Below are 17,974 nucleotides of genomic sequence, written 5' to 3'. Positions count from 1 at the left end.
GCGCCGCTGCCGGAGTTGTGTGGGTCACGGTACAACGCAAAGGAGCGGATCGTGACCCAGATGACCGAGCAGCAGACGACGACGGCGACCGAGCGGGCAACGGCCTGGTTCGGTGCCCTCGAGGCGGCCCTCACGGCGCAGGACGTGGCGGCGGCCGCAGATCTCTTCGCCACCGAGAGCTATTGGCGAGATCTCGTCGCCTTCTCGTGGAACCTCGTCACCGTAGAGCACCGGGAGGGGGTGAGCGAGCTGCTCGAGAGCACGGCGCGTGCGACCGCGGCTCGCAGCTTCGCCCTCTCCGAGGAGGCGACCGAGGAGGACGGGGTGATCACCGCCTGGTTCACCTTCGAGACCGCGGTCGGCCGCGGCCGCGGGCTCGCCCGGCTCGTCACCGAGGACGGCGAGGACCGCGCCTGGACCTTCCTCACCACCCTCTACGAGCTCAAGGGCCACGAGGAGCCGCGCGGCGAGTACCGGCCGAAGGGGGCCGAGCACGGCGTCGACCCACAGCGCCTCAGCTGGAAGGAGAAGCGCGAGGCCGAGGACGCGGCGATGGGCGTGAGCACCCAGCCCTACGTCCTCGTCGTCGGCGGCGGACAGGGCGGCATCGCCCTCGGCGCCCGGCTGCGCCAGCTCGGGGTGCCCTCGCTCGTGCTCGACCGCAACGAGCGACCCGGCGACCAGTGGCGGCAGCGCTACAAGTCCCTCTGCCTGCACGACCCGGTCTGGTACGACCACCTGCCGTACCTGAAGTTCCCCGACAACTGGCCGGTCTTCGCCCCCAAGGACAAGATCGGCGACTGGCTGGAGAGCTACACGAAGATCATGGAGGTGCCCTACTGGGGCTCCACGACGGTCAAGAGCGCCAGCTACGACGAGGCGAAGGGGGAGTGGACCGTCGAGATCGACCGCGACGGTCAGGCGATGACCCTCCGGCCGACGCAGCTCGTCCTCGCGACCGGCATGTCGGGCAAGCCCAACGTGCCGACCGTGCCCGGTCAGGACATCTTCCGCGGCGAGCAGCACCATTCGTCGCAGCACACGGGACCGGACCGGTACACCGGCAAGAAGGTCGTCGTCATCGGGTCCAACAACTCCGCCTTCGACATCTGCGGCGCGCTGTGGGAGCACGGAGCCGACGTGACGATGGTGCAGCGCTCGTCGACGCACATCGTCAAGAGCGCGAGTCTCATGGAGATCGGTCTCGGTGACCTCTACTCCGAGCGGGCGCTCGCGGCGGGGATGACGACGGAGAAGGCCGACCTCGTCTTCGCGTCACTGCCCTACCGGATCATGCACGAGTTCCAGATCCCGCTCTACGACAAGATGAAGCAGGTCGACGCCGACTTCTACGCGCGGCTCGAGGCGGCCGGCTTCGACCTCGACTTCGGTGACGACGGCTCGGGGCTCTTCCTCAAGTACCTGCGGCGCGGGTCCGGCTACTACATCGACGTCGGCGCGGCCGAGCTCGTCGCCGACGGCAGCGTCAAGCTCGTCAAGGGCCAGCTCGACCACCTCACCGAGGACGCGGTGGTCCTCGCCGACGGCACCGAGCTCGAGGCCGACCTCGTCGTCTACGCGACGGGCTACGGCTCGATGAACGGCTGGGCTGCCGACCTCATCAGCCAGGAGGTCGCGGACAAGGTCGGCAAAGTCTGGGGTCTCGGCTCGGACACGACCAAGGACCCGGGCCCCTGGGAGGGCGAGCAGCGCAACATGTGGAAGCCGACGCAGCAGGAGAACCTGTGGTTCCACGGCGGCAACCTGCACCAGTCGCGGCACTACTCGCTCTACCTCGCCCTGCAGCTCAAGGCCCGGCACGTCGGGCTCGACACCCCGGTCCACGCCCTGGCGCCGGTCCACCACCTCGGGTGAGCCTCGCCGAGGCGGTTGCTCACCCCAGGTCGGCGACCGCCTCGGCAACCTTCTCGTGCTCGGCACGCAGCCGCCGCAGGAAGTCCTTGGTCCGCGCGTGCTGCGGGTTGCTGATGACCTCGCTCGGGGTGCCCTGCTCGACGACGACCCCGCCGTCCATGAAGACGACCCGGTCGGCGACGTCGCGAGCGAAGGCCATCTCGTGGGTGACGACGATCATCGTCATGCCCTGGCCGGCGAGGTCGCGCATGACCTCGAGGACCTCGCCGACGAGCTCGGGGTCGAGGGCCGAGGTCGGCTCGTCGAAGAGCATGAGCTTGGGCTTCATCGCGAGGGCCCGGGCGATGGCGACCCGCTGCTGCTGCCCACCGGAGAGCTGACCGGGGTATGCGCTCGACTTGTCACCGAGACCCACCTTGTCGAGCAGCTCGAGCGCCTCGGCGCGGACCTCTCCCTTCGCACGACGCTGCACGCGCACCGGAGCCTCCATGACGTTCTCGAGGGCCGTCATGTGGGGGAAGAGGTTGAACCGCTGGAAGACCATGCCGATCTCGCGGCGCTGGGCGGCGATCTCCTTGTCCTTCAGGCGGTGCAGGCGCTCGCCCTTGACCTTGTAGCCCATGAGGTCGCCGTCGACGAAGATTCGCCCGGCCTGGATGTCCTCGAGCTGGTTGATGCACCGCAGGAAGGTCGTCTTGCCCGAGCCGGAGGGCCCGAGCAGGCAGACGACCTCGCCGGGGGAGACCTCCATGTCGATGCCCTTGAGCACCTCGTTGCTGCCGTAGGACTTGCGCACCTGCACCGCGCGCACGAGTGGCTGGCTCACTTGCCGCCTCCGATCGTCAGGCCCATGAGGCGGGTGCGGGTGGTCTCGGTCCTGATCTGGGTGCGCGTGTTGCCGTAGCCGCGACCGAAGTGCCGCTCGAGGAAGTACTGCCCGACCATGAGGACCGACGTGATGATCAGGTACCAGAGGCAGGCGGCCATGAGCGTCGGCATGATCTTCAGCGTCCGGTTGCCGATGGCCTGCGCCTGGAAGAAGAGCTCGGTGCTCAGCGGCAGCGCCATGAGCAGCGAGGTGTCCTTGAGCATCGCGATCGTCTCGTTGCCCGTCGGCGGGATGATGACGCGCATCGCTTGCGGCAGGATGACGCGCCGCATCGACAGGCTCGGCTTCATGCCGAGCGCGGCGGCGGCCTCACGCTGGCCCTCGTCGACCGACATGATGCCGGCGCGGGCGATCTCGGCCATGTAGGCGGCCTCCGACAGGCCCATGGCGATGATGCCCCAGATGAGCGAGCTGCTGATCTGGTTGACGTTGAAGGTGAAGAGCGTCAGGTCGCTGCTCAGGCCCAGCCAGCCGGCGAGCTGCTGGCTGAAGGGGAAGGGCCCGATGTCGAAGCGCGGGTAGAGGTATCCGATGCCCGTGCCGAAGAGGACGACGAGCACCAGGCGCGGGATCCCGCGGAAGAACCAGGTGTAGAGGAAGCCGACGAACTTCAGCACCGGGTTGTCGGAGAGCCTCATGACGCCGATGACGATGCCGAGGGTGACGCCGATGACCATGGACCCGATCGTCGCGAGGATCGTGCCCTTGAGCAGTCCCTCGAGGACCGGGGAGTAGTTCATCACCTGGAAGGCGAAGGGCCAGTCCCACCGCGGGTTCGTGACGAAGCTGCTGATGATCATCGCGAAGATCACCGCGATGACCACGAGCGCCACCCACCGGCCGGGGTGACGGACCGGGACGGCGTCGATGGGGCCGGCCTCCTCGGACACGGGGGCGGTCCCCCCTTCGCCTGCCGAAGGGGGGACCGCCGCGCTGCTCGTGCCGGACATCAGGGGTTGACGGAGAACTCGTCGATGCCGCCGGACTCGTTGCCCCAGTCCTTGAGGATCTGCTCGTAGGTGCCGTCCTTCTTCATGGACTCGAAGGCGGCGGCGATGGCCTCGCCGAACTCCTTCTGGTCCTTCGGGACGACGATGCCGTAGGGGGCCGAGTCGTAGATGTCACCGAGGGCCTCGAGCTCCTCGCCCTGCTGCTTGACGGCGTAGAGGCTGATCGGGGAGTCGGCCGCCATGGCCTCGGTCTTGCCGGAGACGAGGCTCGCGGTCACCTTGGACTGCTCCTGCTCGACGACGATCTTGATCTTGTCGTCGCACTTCTTGTTGAGCGCCTCGAGCTCGTCGAACTGGACGGTGCCCTTCTGCACGCCGACGGTCGCGCCGCACGGGTCCTTGGGGTCGACCTTGCCCGGGTTGCCCTTGGCGGTGACCCACTGGGTGCCGGCGTCGAAGTAGCTGATCATGTTGACCTGCTTCTTGCGCTCGTCGTTGATCGTGAAGGAGCTGACCGCGACGTCGTACTTGTCGGAGCTGACGCCGAGGATCAGCGAGTCGAAGGAGGCGTTCTTCCACGACGTCTTCAGGCCCATCTTGGCGGCGGCGGCGTCGAAGAGCTCGACGTCCATGCCCTCGACGGTCTTGCCGTCGTCACCGAGGAACTCGTTGGGCGCGTAGGAGGCGTCGGAGCCGATGTTGAGCGTGCCCTTGCTCTTGACGTCCTCGGGCACGAGCTTCGCGACGGCGTCGTCGACCTTGACCTCCTTGGCCGAGGTCTCGCCACCCCCGCCGGCGTCGGTCCCGTCGAGCGAGTCCGACCCGCACGCGGTCAGGGCGCCCGCACCGAGGGCGAGCGAGGCGAAGAGAGCGACGTGTGCACGGCGCATGGTGTGTCCTCCAGATGCAGTGGGGCACGTGGGGATGTGCCCGGTTGTCGGGCCATGGTGCCACCGTGCCGGTCGCGGCGGGGACACCCCCGCCGCGACCTTCACCGTGTCGTGACCGCTGCTCAGTCGCGCGTGCGCGCGAGCAGCGCCTGGACGAAGACGCGCTCGATGTCGTCGGGGGTCTCGGCGATGTAGCTGGTGCCGCCGGTCTCGTCGGCGATCTTCTGCAGGGCCGTCGGGTCGGCCTCGCCCATGCCGATCGTCACGACGCGCACGGGGCGCTTCGGGTCGTAGCTCTCGTCGAGCTTCTTGAGCAGCTGGTTGAGCGCGAGCCCGCCGTTGGGGTCGTCATTCTCCCCGTCGGTGAAGACGACGATCGAGTTGACGTAGTCGGGGTCGTAGTCCTTGACCATCTGCTGGTGGGCGGCCCAGATCGAGTCGTAGAGCGCGGTGTCGCCCTCGATGAGCTTGTCCGAGCCGTTGATGAGCCGGAGCAGCCGGTCGCGGTGGCTGCCCGTGCCGACGGCGGCGTCCAGTCGCTTGACCGGGGCGATCTCCTCGTAGTCCTTGCCCTTGGCCCGATCGCTGCTGAAGGCCCATGCGCCGACCTGGCTGCCCGCGGGGAGCATCTCGGCGCCCTGGAGCAGCGCTCCCTTCGTCACGTCCCAGCGCGTCTGGCCAGGCGTCGGGCTGTCCCATTTCATCGAGCCGGAGGCGTCGATGAGGGCGAGCATCCGCATGTCCGTGCGCATGACGTCCCACTGCTCGACGGCGGCGATCCGCTCGTTGCGGTCGAGTGGCGAGAGCGCGGTGAGCTTCGCCGGGGCCTTGCCGTCGATCTTCGGCCCGCCGCCACCCTTGGAGTCGCGGAAGCCGGCGTCGGTGAGGGCCTGGCGCACCTCGAGCGAGCCGAGCTCCTTGCGGGCGCTCTCGGCGGCCTTGAGGTCGTCGCCGGCGAGGGTCGGGTTGGTGATCCACGGGTAGTCGAGCGTCAGCGTGCCCTTGTCCGGCATCACGGCGCGAAGGGGGGTGGCGTCGCCGTTGTCCGTGTTCCACGCGGCGATCTGCTGCTCCGAGGCCGGGAAGGGCTGGCTCTTCGCCGGGTCGTTGGCGTAGCCGTCGAAGAGCTGGGGGAGCGAGCTCGCGGCGAAGCGCGACATGAAGATCAGCCGCTTGCCGGTGTCGAGGCCGATCTTGCCCGGCTGGCCGATGCGGCTGGCGTGGTACGCAAGGCGGCTGGCGGTGTCGGAGTCGGGGTTGGCCATCCGCAGCCCGCCGTCCTGGTTGACGAGGTTGGCCCAGGAGCTGAAGCTGCTCACCGCGTCCTTCTGCTCCCGGCTCGACGCGAGGACGACGGGGGAGGAGGCGATCGAGCTGCCCTCGAGCCACTGACCGGTCGTCTTCGTCGGGTCGACCGCGTCGATCCAGGTCGAGCTGTCGGGGACCCAGATGTCCGGGCCGTTGCCGTCGTTGATGTTCTTCGCCGCGTCGGCGGCGGAGGTCGACGAGATGTCGAAGTTGGCGCAGGAGTCGCTCTCGCGCACCTTGGCCAGGGCGTCCTCGAGCGCATCGGCGATCTCGGGGGTGGCCGCCACGGTCAGCGGGTCGCCCTCGCAGGCGGTGTCGTCACCGCCGCCACCGAGGGCCGCCCAGGCGCCGCCGCCGCAGAGGGCGAGGACGAGCAGGATCGCGACCGGAACCAGCCAGCGACGCTTGCTCGACTCCTGCTCACGTCGCGACCGGCGCGAAGGTGCGGGGCCTGCGGCAGCCGCGGCCGCCCCCTTCGACCTCGCCGCGGAGCCGGTCCGCTCGCTCGCGGAGGTCGCGCGCGAGGTCTCCTGCTCGTCGTCGTCCCACAGGTCGTGTCGTCGTCCCGGGCGTCCGTCGCTCATCCGTGCTGTCCTCCATCGCCGATACTCCGTCGCTACCGGCCGGTCAAGTATGGACCACGGGTGACCTCGGGTGGCCCGGCGCGGACCGTCACGTGCCCACGATCACGTCGGGCTGCCATGCTGGGGCCATGACCAACTTCCTGATCCGGACCGGTGTCAACGCCGTGGCGCTGTGGGTCTGCGCGTGGCTCATCGACGGCATCCACCTCGCCGACGGCAGCGCGACCTTCGCCTCGAAGTTCGCCACGATCGTCCTCGTCGCCCTGATCTTCGGTGTCGTCAACGCGATCGTGAAGCCGATCGCCAAGGTGCTCGCCTTCCCCGCGATCGTCCTGACGCTGGGCCTGTTCACCTTCGTCGTCAACGCCTTCCTCCTGCAGCTGACCGAGTGGATCGCCTCGCCGCTGGGCCTCGACTTCGAGATCACGAAGTTCTGGTGGGACGCGGTCATCGGCGCCCTCGTCATCACCATCGTCTCGATGATCCTCAACTGGGTGCTGCCGGAGAAGGAGGACCTCGACCGCTGACCCAGAGCCTCTGCAGCCCAGCTCTGCGCCCCGACACTCTGCAAGACCCTAGGGTCCTGCAGAGTTCCGGCCTTCCAACCCTGCAAGACCCTAGGGTCCTGCAGGGCTGTGGCGTCCCGTGGAGAGGCGGGCCACTAGGGTGCCGGGCATGACGTCACCCCGGCTGCGCTCCGCCCTCGACCAGGTCCCCGCCTACGTGGCCGGCAAGCCGCCCGCCCCGCGTGACGGAGTGACGGTCTACAAGGTCTCTTCCAACGAGAATCCGTACCCTCCCCTCCCTTCGGTCGTCGACGTCATCACGCAGGCCGCCGCCGGGGTCAACCGCTACCCCGACATGGGGGTCACGGCCCTCACCGACGCCCTCGCCGCGCACCTCGACGTGCCGCGCGAGCAGATCGCGACCGGTACCGGGTCGGTGGGCGTGCTCGCGCAGATCATCCAGTCGACGTGCGACCCGGGTGACGAGGTCGTCTACGCGTGGCGCTCCTTCGAGGCCTACCCGATCGTCGTCGCCATCGCCGGCGCCGTGTCGGTCCAGGTGCCGCTGACCGCCGACCAGCGCCACGACCTCGACGCGATGGCCGCCGCGATCACCGACCGCACCCGCGTCGTGCTCGTGTGCACCCCCAACAACCCGACCGGTCCGTCGGTGACCCACGCGGAGCTCGAAGCCTTCATCGCCAAGGTGCCGCGTGACGTCCTCGTCGTCGTCGACGAGGCCTATCTCGAGTTCGTGGAGGGCGAAGGGGAGGTCGACGGGCTCTCCCTGCGTCGCGAGCACGGCAACGTCATGCTCCTGCGCACCTTTTCCAAGGCCTACGGCCTCGCCGGGCTGCGCGTCGGCTACGCCGTCGCGCCGGAGCCGGTGGCCGAGGCGCTGCGCAAGACCGCGACCCCCTTCGGCGTCAACCTGCTCGCCCAGGCCGCGGCGGTCGCCTCGCTCGAGGCGAAGGACGAGCTCGACGTGCGGGTCAAGGAGATCGTCGCCGAGCGCGAGCGGGTCCTCGCCGCCCTCGCCGAGGCCGGCTGGCAGATGACCCCGAGTCAGGCCAACTTCGTGTGGTTCCCGCTCGGCGAGCGCACGGCCGACTTCGTCGCCGCCTGCACGGAGGCCGGCCTGTCCGTGCGCCCCTACGGCACCGACGGCGTGCGGGTGACCATCGGCGAGCCCGAGGCCAACGACCGCCTGATCGCGGTGGCCCGGGCCTTCGGCCCGGCCTGACCTGCCACCTACCCCTGGCCCGCAACTTCGCAAGACCCTAGGGTCCTGCGCAGTTGACGGCCCCAGAACCCTGCAAAACCCTAGGGTCTTGCAGGGTTCTGTCATGCCGGGTCGTGGTCGGCGGTGGACCGGCGGCGAAGGGGAGATCAGCGCGCGTCGGCGATGGCGACAGCGTCGGCGATCCGTCGCAGGAGCGTCGAAGGATCGTCCAGGTCGGCCCAGCCCAGTCGCACGAAGACCCACCCTTCGGCCTCGAGTGCTGCCTGCCGAGCCAGCTGGTCCTCCATCACCTCGGGACCGGTGTACTTGCCCTCGCCGTCGAACTCGATGGCGACCTTGTGCTCACGCAGCGCGAAGTCGAGCCGAAAGTTGCGGCCGCGCGCGCTCACCCGCAGTTGGGGCTCGAAGTCCCACGGCCCTTCGCGCAGGATCATCGCGGTCAAGGTCTCGCCGGGTGACTCGTGCTTGCCATCGACGATTTCGAGGGCGGTGCGGGCCCGGGCAATCCCACGGAAGCCGTGTCGAGCCGCCAGTGCCTGTTGGATCTGCTCGGAGGTGCACACCTCGTGGCGGACCGCGTGGTCGGCGGCGACGAGGGCCGCGGACGTGGCCCCGGACAGCGCCGTCCCGACGATCGCGCTCGCGAGGTCGACGACGGGGACGCTCGTGCCCACGAGCGGCACGTGGACGGCCAGCCGCTGCGCCCCCTTCGTCGCGTGCTCGCTGACGCGCACACCCTGCCGGGTTCGGCCGTGGCCGACCCCCTCGGTGGCGATCTCGACGGTGGACAGGTCACACCTGGCGAGCGGCAGCCCGTGGACCAGGGCGGCGGACATGCCGGACGCCACCGCGGTGCCGCCGAGGAGGCGCAGGTTGGCGACCGTCCTGAGGACGTGGAGCTCTTCCTCCGAGGCGTCGACGAGGCAGGAGTACCACCCGCGGGCGACCCGCAAGACGAGCTGGCGCCGGGCCAAGATCGCCAGGTCGTGCCCGGACAGGCGCGCTTCGCGAGCTTCTCTGCTGGTGAAGAGCGGCAGGTCACGCAGGGCGGAGATGTCTCGGTGGCGAGCAGGAGGTCCGGGCATGCCCCCACCGTGGCCGAGCGGCGGCACCCGGCGCCGCCGTTATCCACAGGCCAGGCATCAACCCTGCAAAACCCTAGGGTCCTGCGGAGTTGGAGTGGCTCAACCCTGCAAGACCCTAGGGTTTTGCGGAGTTGGGATGGGCTGGTTCCGGGGGGCGGTGACGAGGGCGGCGCAGTGGGTCGGAGCCGGTTTGGGCGTCCACCTGCTGAGACGCTAGGTTGGCCCCAGCCAGTGAACTGTGGTTCGGGTCACAAGCCCACCGCAGCCGTTCGGGGCGTCGCAGCCGACGCCCTCGGGGCCGCGGCCGGGTGACCCCCGGGCCGGGCCGAAGGGAGCACATCGTGAGCGACAACGACGTCGCCGGCCAGGCCGGCACCCGAGGACACGTGGCAGGGGCCTTCGAGCCCTCGCCGGAGATGGGGCCGAAGCCGCCATCGCAGATCAGCGGGCACTTCTCCGACGACAACCCCGAGATGGTGCAGTTCGTCGACGCCGAGGGCACCCGCCTCGAGACCAATGCGACCAACGCGCCCTACGCCCAGATCGTCGAGGACATGACGAGCGAGGACGCGCGCACGATCTACCGCGACCTCGTCCTCGTCCGCCGCATCGACGCCGAGGGCTTCGCCCTCCAGCGCCAGGGCGAGCTCGGCCTGTGGCCGAGCCTCTTCGGCCAGGAGGCCGCGCAGGTCGGCGCCGGCCGCGCGCTGCGCCCCCACGACTACGCCTTCCCGGGCTACCGCGAGCACGGTGTCGCGTGGTGCCGGGGCGTCGACCCGGTGAGCCTCTTCGGGATGTTCCGCGGGGTCAACCACGGCGGGTGGGACTCCAACGAGAACAACTTCCACCTCTACACGATCGTCATCGGCAACCAGATGCTCCACGCGGTCGGCTACGCCATGGGCATCACGGCCGACGGTGCGATGGGCACCGGCGACCCCGAGCGCGACAGCGCGGTCATGGCCTTCACCGGCGACGGCGGCACCAGCCAGGGCGACTTCAACGAGGCCCTCGTCTTCGCCGCGGTGACCAATGCCCCGGTCGTCTTCTTCGTCCAGAACAACCAGTGGGCGATCTCCGAGCCCAACGACAAGCAGTTCATCATCCCGCCCTACCAGCGTGCCCGAGGCTTCGGCTTCCCCGGCGTGCTCGTCGACGGCAACGACCCGCTTGCGACCTATGCCGTCGCCAAGGACGCGCTCGACAAGGCGCGCAGCGGCCAGGGCCCGACGCTCATCGAGGCCTACACCTACCGGATGGGCGCGCACACGACCTCCGACGACCCGACGAAGTACCGCAGCGACGCCGAGGTCGAGATCTGGAAGCACAAGGACCCGATCAAGCGCATGCGCGGCTTCATGACCGAGCGCGGTCACGCTGACCAGGCCTTCTTCGACGCCGTCGACGTCGAGGCCGGTGAGGTCGCCGAGCGCATCCGCAAGGCCTGCCAGGAGATGCCCGACCCGGAGCTGCCGACGATGTTCGACCACCAGTACACCGAGCCCCACCCCGTCGTCGACGCCGAGCGCGAGGAGTTCCTCGCCTACCACGCCGGCTTCGCCGAGGAAGGAGACCCCCGATGAGCGGCCAGCGCCTCTCCCTCGCCAAGGGCCTCAACGCCGGCCTGCGCAAGGCCATGGACAAGGACCCCAAGGTCGTCCTCATGGGTGAGGACGTCGGCAAGCTCGGCGGCGTCTTCCGCATCACCGAGGGCCTGCAGAAGGACTTCGGCGAGCACCGTGTCCTCGACACCCCGCTCGCGGAGTCGGGCATCGTCGGCACCGCCGTCGGCCTGGCCCTGCGCGGCTACCGGCCCGTCGTCGAGATCCAGTTCGACGGCTTCGTCTACCCGGCCTTCGACCAGATCGTCAGCCAGGTCGCCAAGATGCACGCCCGATCCCTCGGTCACCTCAAGGTGCCGATGGTCATCCGCATCCCCTGCGGTGGTGGCATCGGTGCCGTCGAGCACCACAGCGAGTCCAACGAGGCCTACTTCGCGCACACCGCCGGCCTGCGGGTCGTCTCGTGCAGCAATGCGGCCGACGCCTACTGGATGATCCAGCAGGCGATCGAGACCGACGACCCGGTGATCTTCTTCGAGCCCAAGCGTCGCTACCACGAGCGCGGCGAGACCGAGATCGACGAAGGGGGCGCCCCTGACCTCGGTCTCTACGACGCCCGCGTGGTCCGGGAGGGTCGTGACGCGACCCTCCTGTGCTACGGCCCGATGGTCAAGACCTGCCTGCAGGCGGCCGAGGCCGCGCGCGAGGAGGGCCGCGACCTCGAGGTCGTCGACCTGCGCTCGCTCAGCCCGCTCGACCTGCCGACGATCACCGACTCGGTGAAGAAGACCGGTCGCGCCGTCATCGTCCACGAGGCGCAGACCTTCGCCGGGCTCGGCGCGGAGATCGCCGCCCGGGTCCAGGAGGAGTGCTTCTACCACCTCGAGGCGCCCGTGCTGCGGGTCGGCGGCTACAACATCCCCTACCCGCCCAGCCGCTTCGAGGAGGAGTTCCTCCCGACCCTCGACCGGGTCCTCGACGCCGTCGACCGCTCGCTCGCGCACTGACAGGAGTCACTGTGGCCGTCAAGAAGTTCAACCTGCCCGACCCCGGCGAGGGCCTCACCGAGGCCGAGGTGACGACCTGGAAGGTCAAGGTCGGCGACACCGTCGCCGTCAACGACATCGTCATCGAGGTCGAGACCGCGAAGTCGCTCGTCGAGCTGCCCATCCCCTTCGCCGGCACCGTCGTCGAGCTGCTCGTCGCCGAAGGCGACACCGTCGACGTCGGCGCCCCGATCATCACCGTCGAGGTCGCCGGCTCCGACCCGGAGCCGGCCGCCCCGGCCGGCGGCGAGGCCGAGGAGGCCTCCGGGCCCAACCTCGTCGGCTACGGCGCCAAGGCGGGCAGCACCCGTCGGCGTGCCCGCAAGGGCGGTGCCGACGTGGCCCCCGCTCCGGCGGCCCCCGCCCCCGCGCCCGCTCCGGCCGCCCCCGCGGCACCCCCGGTCCCTGAGGAGGCGCGCCAGCGCCGTCTCGAAGGGTCGGCCCCGGCCCAGCCGCTCACGGGCGCGCAGACCCGCGCCCTGGCCAAGCCGCCGGTGCGCAAGCTGGCCAAGGACCTCGGCGTCGACCTGCAGTCCGTGGCCCCCACGGGCGAAGGGGGGATCGTCACCCGGGCGGACGTCGAGGGCGCGGCCTCGGGGAGTGGTCTCGAGGCTCGTTCCTCGCACCTCGACCAGCGCGAAGAGGTGCGCGTGCCGATCAAGGGCGTGCGCAAGGCGACGGCGGAGGCGATGGTCGCCTCGGCCTTCACCGCACCGCACGTCACCGAGTTCGTCACCGCCGACGTCACCGCGATGATGGAGCTGGTCGACCGGCTCAAGCGGGACCGGGCCTTCGCCGACGTCAAGGTCACGCCGCTGCTGCTCGTCGCCAAGGCCTTCTGCCTCGCCCTGCGACGGCACCGCGAGGCCAACGCGAGCTGGGACCAGGGCGCGCAGGAGATCGTGCTGCACCCGCAGGTCAACCTCGGCATCGCCGCGGCCACCCCGCGCGGGCTGCTCGTGCCCAACATCAAGGCCGCCGACCAGCTCTCGCTGCACGACCTGGCCGGTGCCCTCGGCGACCTCGTCGCCACGGCGCGCGACGGGCGCACCCAGCCCGCCGACCTGTCCGGTGGCACGGCGACGATCACCAACGTCGGCGTCTTCGGCGTCGACACCGGCACCCCGATCCTCAACCCCGGCGAGGCGGCGATCCTCGCCTTCGGTGCCGTGCGGCGCATGCCGTGGGTCGTCACCGCGGCCGACGGCAGCGAGTCGATCGAGCCGCGCTGGGTCACCCAGCTCGCGCTCTCCTTCGACCACCGGCTGATCGACGGTGAGCTCGGCTCCAAGCTGCTCGCCGACGTCGCGGCCCTGCTCCACGACCCCGGCACCGCCTTCCTCTGGGCCTGAGGGCACCCCCTTCGACATGCCTGTGGGGCTGCCCCTCCGAGAGGAGGGACAGCCCCACAGGCGCGTCCGGGGTCAGAAGACCATCGGCAGTCCGCCGAGGTACTCCGCCAGGGTGCGGTAGCCGTTGCCCATGCCACCGCCGGTGGCGCCGTACATCAGGCGGCCGGCACCGGAGGAGGTGACGGCGACGATGTCGTCCTGCTTCGTCGAGGAGGCGTTGACGTCGCCGGGGGAGGCGACGAAGCGATAGGTGTTCCAGCCGGTGCTCGTCGCGCTCGTCTGCTTCCAGCTCGTGCCCGTCGAGGTCCAGGTGCGCATCCGGCCGCCGCTGGAGACGCCTCGCATGTCGTCCTTGCCGTCCCCGTTGACGTCGTTCACGAGCATGATGTTGGAGTAGTAGACGGCCGGGCGGCCCATCGCGCGCACCCGTCGCAGGTTGCCCTTGTCGGTCACGTCGTAGAGGTCGACGTAGCCGCCGACCTTGCGCACGAGGATGTCGAGCCGGCCGTTGCCGTCGACGTCCCCGCCGGCCGCGATGTCGGTGTAGGAGCCCCAGCCGGTGCCGATCGTCGACAGGGTGCCGAGGGCCCCGCTGCTCGTCGTGCGCATCAGCTGCAGGCGACCGTCGCCGCGACGCACGAGGACGTCGGCGCGACCGTCGCGGTTGACGTCGCCGGCGCTGCCGATCCACGTGGCGTCCGAGAGGCCGGACTTGACGACCTTCTTGGCGCCGACGTTGGTGCCGCTGCTCTTCATGACGTAGACCCGGCCGCTCGCCGACAGGCCCCACAGGTCGGCCTTGCCGTCGCCGTCCCAGTCACCGCGCATCGCGCGCTTCGGGGTGGGCGTGGGGGTCGTCGAGTCGACGAGCTTGCTGCGGTTCTTCCACACGATCCGCGAGACGCCCTCGATCGTCGAGACCTGGGTGCTCATCGCGCCCGGGTTGTCGTGGGTGAGCACGGCGATCGTGTAGTCGGGCGCATAGGACTTGACCCAGCCGATGGAGTTGACGTGCCAGCCGTCGGTGCGCGGCAGCCAGCCGTTCTTCAGCGCGACCGTCCCGGCCGGCGGGCCGGCGGTCACGCCCCAGTCCTGGCTGGAGTTGATCTGGCGCATCAGGCTCAGGCCGTACATCCGGTTGGTCGCGCTGAGCACCGAGGAGGTGCGCGCGTAGTGCTCCATCAGCCTGGCCTGGTCGGCGGCGGTCGTGCTCGTCAGGCCCCAGTGGTTGTAGGGGTCGGCGACGGTGCCGCTCATGCCGAGCCGGTCGGCGCTGCTGTCGATGGCGGCGCGGCCGCCGATGTGGTTGAAGAGCGCCGTCGTCGCGTCGTTGTCGCTGTTGCGGATCATCGGCGAGATCTTCGACTTCTCCCAGCTCGAGAGGGCGCGCCCCTCGGCCTGGGCCTTCATCATCACGGCCGACATGATCTGCACCTTGACGATGCTCGCCGTGACATTGCGCGAGGAGACCTTGGTGTAGGTCCAGGACGTGTTCTTGCCCGGCAGGCGCACGGCCACACCCACGGCGCCCGGCCGCGAGGCGAGGTAGGTGCGCAGCTCGGACTCGAAGGGCAGCGCCGCAGCCGTCGACTGGGCGTCACTCTGCGCGGCGGCGGACTTCGCGGCCGCGGTCGTCGTCGTGTCGACCTCGACGGTGAAGGTCAGCCGGCCGCTCACCTCGCCGTTCGTCGGCGCCTTGACCGCCTGGACGGCCGGCAGGACCTGCGAGATGTCGTCGGCCGTGGTCGTCTCGTCGGCGGTGCACACGGCCCCCTGACCGGTGGGCGCGACCTCGACCTGGTGACCGCTCGCGTCCTCGCCGGTGAACCCGGGGCGGCCGACGACGGTCAGCGGCCCGCGGGTGATCTCGGCGGTGCCGCCGGAGGCGAGCTCGCCGGTGACGGTGACGGTGTCGGCACCGATCCCGTCGCAGATGACGTCGATGCCCGTGCTGGTGGGTGCCGCGGGCGCGGCGCCGGCGGACGTGCCGACGAGTGCCCCCGACGTGGTCAGGACGAGCGCGGTGAGTACTGCTCGGCGGTGCGACATGGTGGGTCCCCCCGGTCTGTGGCCAGTGACATCGGTCATCCTGACAGACGCCCCAGCGGCCCGCAGGGTTGCCTCCGGCAGGGGACGAAGGGGGGTCAGCCCCGGTGGCGCGGGTCGTCGGCCACGGCATCGCAGAAGCGGTCGACGTAGCCGATGAAGGCCGCGATGTCCTGCTCGCTCCAGTCGGCGAGCAGCTCGGCGAACCAGGCCTCGCGGTGCTTGACGAGGTCGTCGAGCAGGGCGACGCCCTCGTCGGTGAGAGCGACGAGCTGGGCGCGACCGTCCTCGGGGTCGGGGACCTTGTGCAGCAGGCCGAGCGCGGTCAGGTGGCTCACCTGACGACTCACGGTCGAGGCGTCGGAGAGGTTGCGCTCGGCGATGTCGCCGACCCGGCTCGGGGACTCGCGCACGGCGACGAGGACCGAGTGGTGGCTCGGCTCGACCGCGGGGTGCACCCGCGGGGCCCGGGCTCGGGTGGCGTGCAGCATCCTCATCATGCGGATGACGCTGGTGCTCAGCTCGGTGGACGACGTGGTCACGGGCACTCCCTTCGATCGTTGTCCCTGACAGGACGCGATGCGGTGGTCCCCGGACTCGTTGCCTAGATTAGAGGGCATGTCTGCACGCCCGGGCGCCACCCGCACCACATCCCTCCCGCTCGGGGTCCTCGGCGTCGTCTCGGTGGTGGTCGTCGTCGCGGCGACGGCCTTCGGCGGCGGGGCCGCGCCGCTCGAGCTCGGCGACCCCGGCGCCTTTGTCCGGTGGGCGCTGCCCGTGCTGCGCGTCGTCCACGACGCGGCGGCGGCGGTGACCGTCGGCGCCCTCGTGCTTGCCGCCTTCCTCGTGCCGGAGACGACCCGCACGTCGCGGCGCGACAGCCTCGCCCGGCTGGCCGGTGGTGCGGCGATCGTGTGGTTCCTCGCCGGCATCGGCCGGATGCTCTGCGACTTCGCCTCGCTCGCGGGGCTCCCGCTCAGCGCGCCGACCTACCTGTCGCAGCTGCTCGCCTTCGTCTGGGAGCTCGACTCGACCCGCACCGCCGTCATCTCCTCGGCGATCGTCGGTGTCGTCGCGGTCGGCGCGCCGCTCGCCCGGAGCAAGGGCGCGCTCGCCTGGCTCTCCGCCGGCTCGGTCCTCGCCCTCCTGCCGCTGGCCCTCGCCGGCCACTCCGCCGCGAGTCTCGACCACATGAGCGGGGTCAACGCGCTGGCCTTCCACCTCGTCTCCGCGACCGTCTGGGTCGGCGGGCTCGTCGCGCTCCTCGTCATCCGCCCCGCGCTCGGCCAGCACCTCGCCGTGACCACGCGGCGCTACTCGAGCATCGCGGGCTGGTGCTACGCACTGCTCGTCGGCTCCGGCGTGCTCGCCACCTGGGTCAACATCGGCGGCCTGTCAGGGCTCGCCTCGCGCTACGGCGTGCTGCTCCTGCTCAAGGCGCTCGCGGTGGTCCTGCTCGGCATCGCCGGCTGGTGGCACCGCCACCGGGTCATCGCCGCCCTGGAGGCCGGTGCGGGGTCCAGCGCCTCGACCTCCGGTGCCCCGACCGGGGGCGGCGCCTTCGTCCGTCTGGCCGTCGGCGAGGTCATCGTCATGGCCACGGCGATGGGTCTGGGTGTTGCCGTCGGCCGCACGCCGACGCCCGAGTCGGCGCAGCTCGCACCGGGCAACTCGATCGTCTACGACCTGTCGGGCTACCCCGACCCGGGGGCGCCGACCTCGACGAGCTGGATCGCCTCGTGGCAGACCGACTGGCTGTGGCTGGCCGTCGCGGTCATCGCGGTCGTCGTCTACGTGCGGTGGGCCCTGCGCCTGCGCGCCCGGGGGGACCACTGGTCGGTGCTGCGCACGATCAGCTGGGTCCTCGGCTGGGCGGTCTTCGTCTACTTCACCTCGGGCGGCCCGGCCGTCTACGGCAAGATCCTCTTTTCCTGGCACATGGTCGAGCACATGGGTGTCGCGATGATCGCGCCGCTGCTGCTCGTGCCCGGCGCCCCGATCACCCTCGCGCTGCGCGCGCTGCCGGCGCGCCGGGACAAGACCCTCGGTCCGCGCGAGGTCATCCTCGCGACGGTCCACTCGAGCTGTCTGCGGGTGCTGGCCAACCCCGCCGTCGCGGCGTCGCTCTTCTTCTTCAGCCTGGCGATCTTCTACTACAGCCCGCTCTTCGAGCTGGCGATGGTCACCCACACCGGGCACGTGCTGATGATGCTGCACTTCCTGCTGACCGGGTACATGTTCACGTGGGTGCTCATCGGCATCGACCCGGGCCCGAAGCGCTGGTCGCCGCTCGCGCTGCTCGTCGTCCTCTTCGCGACGATCAGCTTCCACGCCTTCTTCGGGGTGATCCTCACCCAGTCCACCGAGCTGCTCGCCCCGGGCTTCTTCGGACGGCTCGACCTGCCGTGGATGACCGACCCGGTCGCCGACCAGCGCACCGGAGGCGCCATCGCGTGGGGCGTCGGCGAGGCCCCGACCCTCGTGCTCGCCGTGGCCGTCGCCTGGCAGTGGATGCGCAGCGACGACCGCGAGTCGCGCCGTCGTGACCGGGCTGCCGACCGGGACGGCGACGCCGAGCTCGAGGCCTACAACCGGCACCTCGCCCAGCTCGGTCGCGAGGACTGAGCGATGGGCCGAA

Annotated in this window: 14 protein-coding genes; 7 read left to right on the top strand and 7 right to left on the bottom strand. The window is 70.4% G+C overall.

Translation table 11 applies throughout. The features are described 5' to 3' along the window. Window positions 1–60: 60 nt before the first annotated feature. Entirely contained in the window at window positions 61–1,875 is a 1,815-nt protein-coding gene (locus NMQ01_RS13835; protein ID WP_255186382.1) for an NAD(P)/FAD-dependent oxidoreductase, read from the top strand. 19 nt (window positions 1,876–1,894) lie between these two features. On the opposite strand, the gene NMQ01_RS13830 is transcribed toward NMQ01_RS13835, so the two are convergent. The 4 genes from NMQ01_RS13830 to NMQ01_RS13815 form a co-directional block, all read right to left on the bottom strand. Then, window positions 1,895–2,701, bottom strand: coding sequence for an amino acid ABC transporter ATP-binding protein (locus NMQ01_RS13830; RefSeq protein WP_255184487.1), 807 nt, complete (start codon window positions 2,699–2,701; stop codon window positions 1,895–1,897). Then, window positions 2,698–3,714, bottom strand: coding sequence for an amino acid ABC transporter permease (locus NMQ01_RS13825; RefSeq protein ID WP_255184486.1), 1,017 nt, complete (start codon window positions 3,712–3,714; stop codon window positions 2,698–2,700). Before NMQ01_RS13825 ends, NMQ01_RS13830 begins: the two co-directional genes overlap by 4 nt. Next, window positions 3,714–4,604, bottom strand: coding sequence for an ABC transporter substrate-binding protein (locus NMQ01_RS13820; protein ID WP_255184485.1), 891 nt, complete (start codon window positions 4,602–4,604; stop codon window positions 3,714–3,716). Before NMQ01_RS13820 ends, NMQ01_RS13825 begins: the two co-directional genes overlap by 1 nt. Before the next feature lie 122 nt (window positions 4,605–4,726). Next, on the bottom strand, window positions 4,727–6,496 hold the full coding sequence (locus NMQ01_RS13815) for a substrate-binding and VWA domain-containing protein (protein ID WP_255184484.1): 1,770 nt from the start codon (window positions 6,494–6,496) through the stop codon (window positions 4,727–4,729). A gap of 128 nt (window positions 6,497–6,624) precedes the next feature. On the opposite strand from NMQ01_RS13815, the gene NMQ01_RS13810 reads away from it, so the two are divergent. Together NMQ01_RS13810 and hisC are read left to right on the top strand one after the other, a co-directional pair. Further along, window positions 6,625–7,023, top strand: a complete 399-nt coding sequence (locus NMQ01_RS13810; protein WP_255184483.1) for a phage holin family protein — start codon at window positions 6,625–6,627, stop codon at window positions 7,021–7,023. 148 nt (window positions 7,024–7,171) lie between these two features. Beyond that, window positions 7,172–8,245: a histidinol-phosphate transaminase gene (gene hisC / locus NMQ01_RS13805; protein ID WP_255184482.1), complete on the top strand. Its 1,074-nt coding sequence runs from the start codon at window positions 7,172–7,174 to the stop codon at window positions 8,243–8,245. A gap of 146 nt (window positions 8,246–8,391) precedes the next feature. Here hisC and NMQ01_RS13800 read toward each other — a convergent pair whose 3' ends face one another. Continuing rightward, window positions 8,392–9,330, bottom strand: a complete 939-nt coding sequence (locus tag NMQ01_RS13800; RefSeq protein ID WP_255184481.1) for an endonuclease domain-containing protein — start codon at window positions 9,328–9,330, stop codon at window positions 8,392–8,394. A 341-nt stretch (window positions 9,331–9,671) separates the two neighbouring features. On the opposite strand from NMQ01_RS13800, the gene pdhA reads away from it, so the two are divergent. From pdhA to NMQ01_RS13785, 3 genes are read left to right on the top strand one after another with little or no spacing between them, the layout of a single operon-like run. Beyond that, window positions 9,672–10,913 carry a pyruvate dehydrogenase (acetyl-transferring) E1 component subunit alpha gene (gene pdhA, locus NMQ01_RS13795; protein ID WP_255184480.1) on the top strand — a complete coding sequence of 414 codons (1,242 nt, stop codon included), beginning with the start codon at window positions 9,672–9,674 and terminating at the stop codon, window positions 10,911–10,913. Then, window positions 10,910–11,899: an alpha-ketoacid dehydrogenase subunit beta gene (locus tag NMQ01_RS13790; RefSeq protein WP_072625654.1), complete on the top strand. Its 990-nt coding sequence runs from the start codon at window positions 10,910–10,912 to the stop codon at window positions 11,897–11,899. The genes pdhA and NMQ01_RS13790 overlap by 4 nt, the downstream gene beginning before the upstream one ends. An 11-nt stretch (window positions 11,900–11,910) precedes the next feature. Continuing rightward, complete coding sequence (locus NMQ01_RS13785; protein ID WP_255184479.1) at window positions 11,911–13,290, top strand: dihydrolipoamide acetyltransferase family protein; 1,380 nt, start codon at window positions 11,911–11,913, stop codon at window positions 13,288–13,290. A gap of 72 nt (window positions 13,291–13,362) precedes the next feature. On the opposite strand, the gene NMQ01_RS13780 is transcribed toward NMQ01_RS13785, so the two are convergent. Beyond that, the gene (locus tag NMQ01_RS13780) at window positions 13,363–15,339 is read right to left on the bottom strand and encodes an FG-GAP-like repeat-containing protein (protein WP_255184478.1); all 1,977 of its coding nucleotides are present in this window, start codon (window positions 15,337–15,339) and stop codon (window positions 13,363–13,365) included. A 95-nt stretch (window positions 15,340–15,434) separates the two neighbouring features. After that, window positions 15,435–15,878, bottom strand: coding sequence for a MarR family winged helix-turn-helix transcriptional regulator (locus NMQ01_RS13775; RefSeq protein ID WP_255184477.1), 444 nt, complete (start codon window positions 15,876–15,878; stop codon window positions 15,435–15,437). 76 nt (window positions 15,879–15,954) lie between these two features. Here NMQ01_RS13775 and NMQ01_RS13770 point away from each other — a divergent pair, with 76 nt between their 5' ends. Further along, entirely contained in the window at window positions 15,955–17,961 is a 2,007-nt protein-coding gene (locus NMQ01_RS13770; protein WP_255184476.1) for a cytochrome c oxidase assembly protein, read from the top strand. Window positions 17,962–17,974: the final 13 nt, after the last annotated feature.

It is taken from the genome of Janibacter sp. CX7, assembly GCF_024362365.1.
Classification (GTDB): Bacteria; Actinomycetota; Actinomycetes; order Actinomycetales; family Dermatophilaceae; genus Janibacter.
Note: the sequence above shows the minus strand (reverse complement) of the source record. Positions and strands in the feature narration are given on the sequence as shown.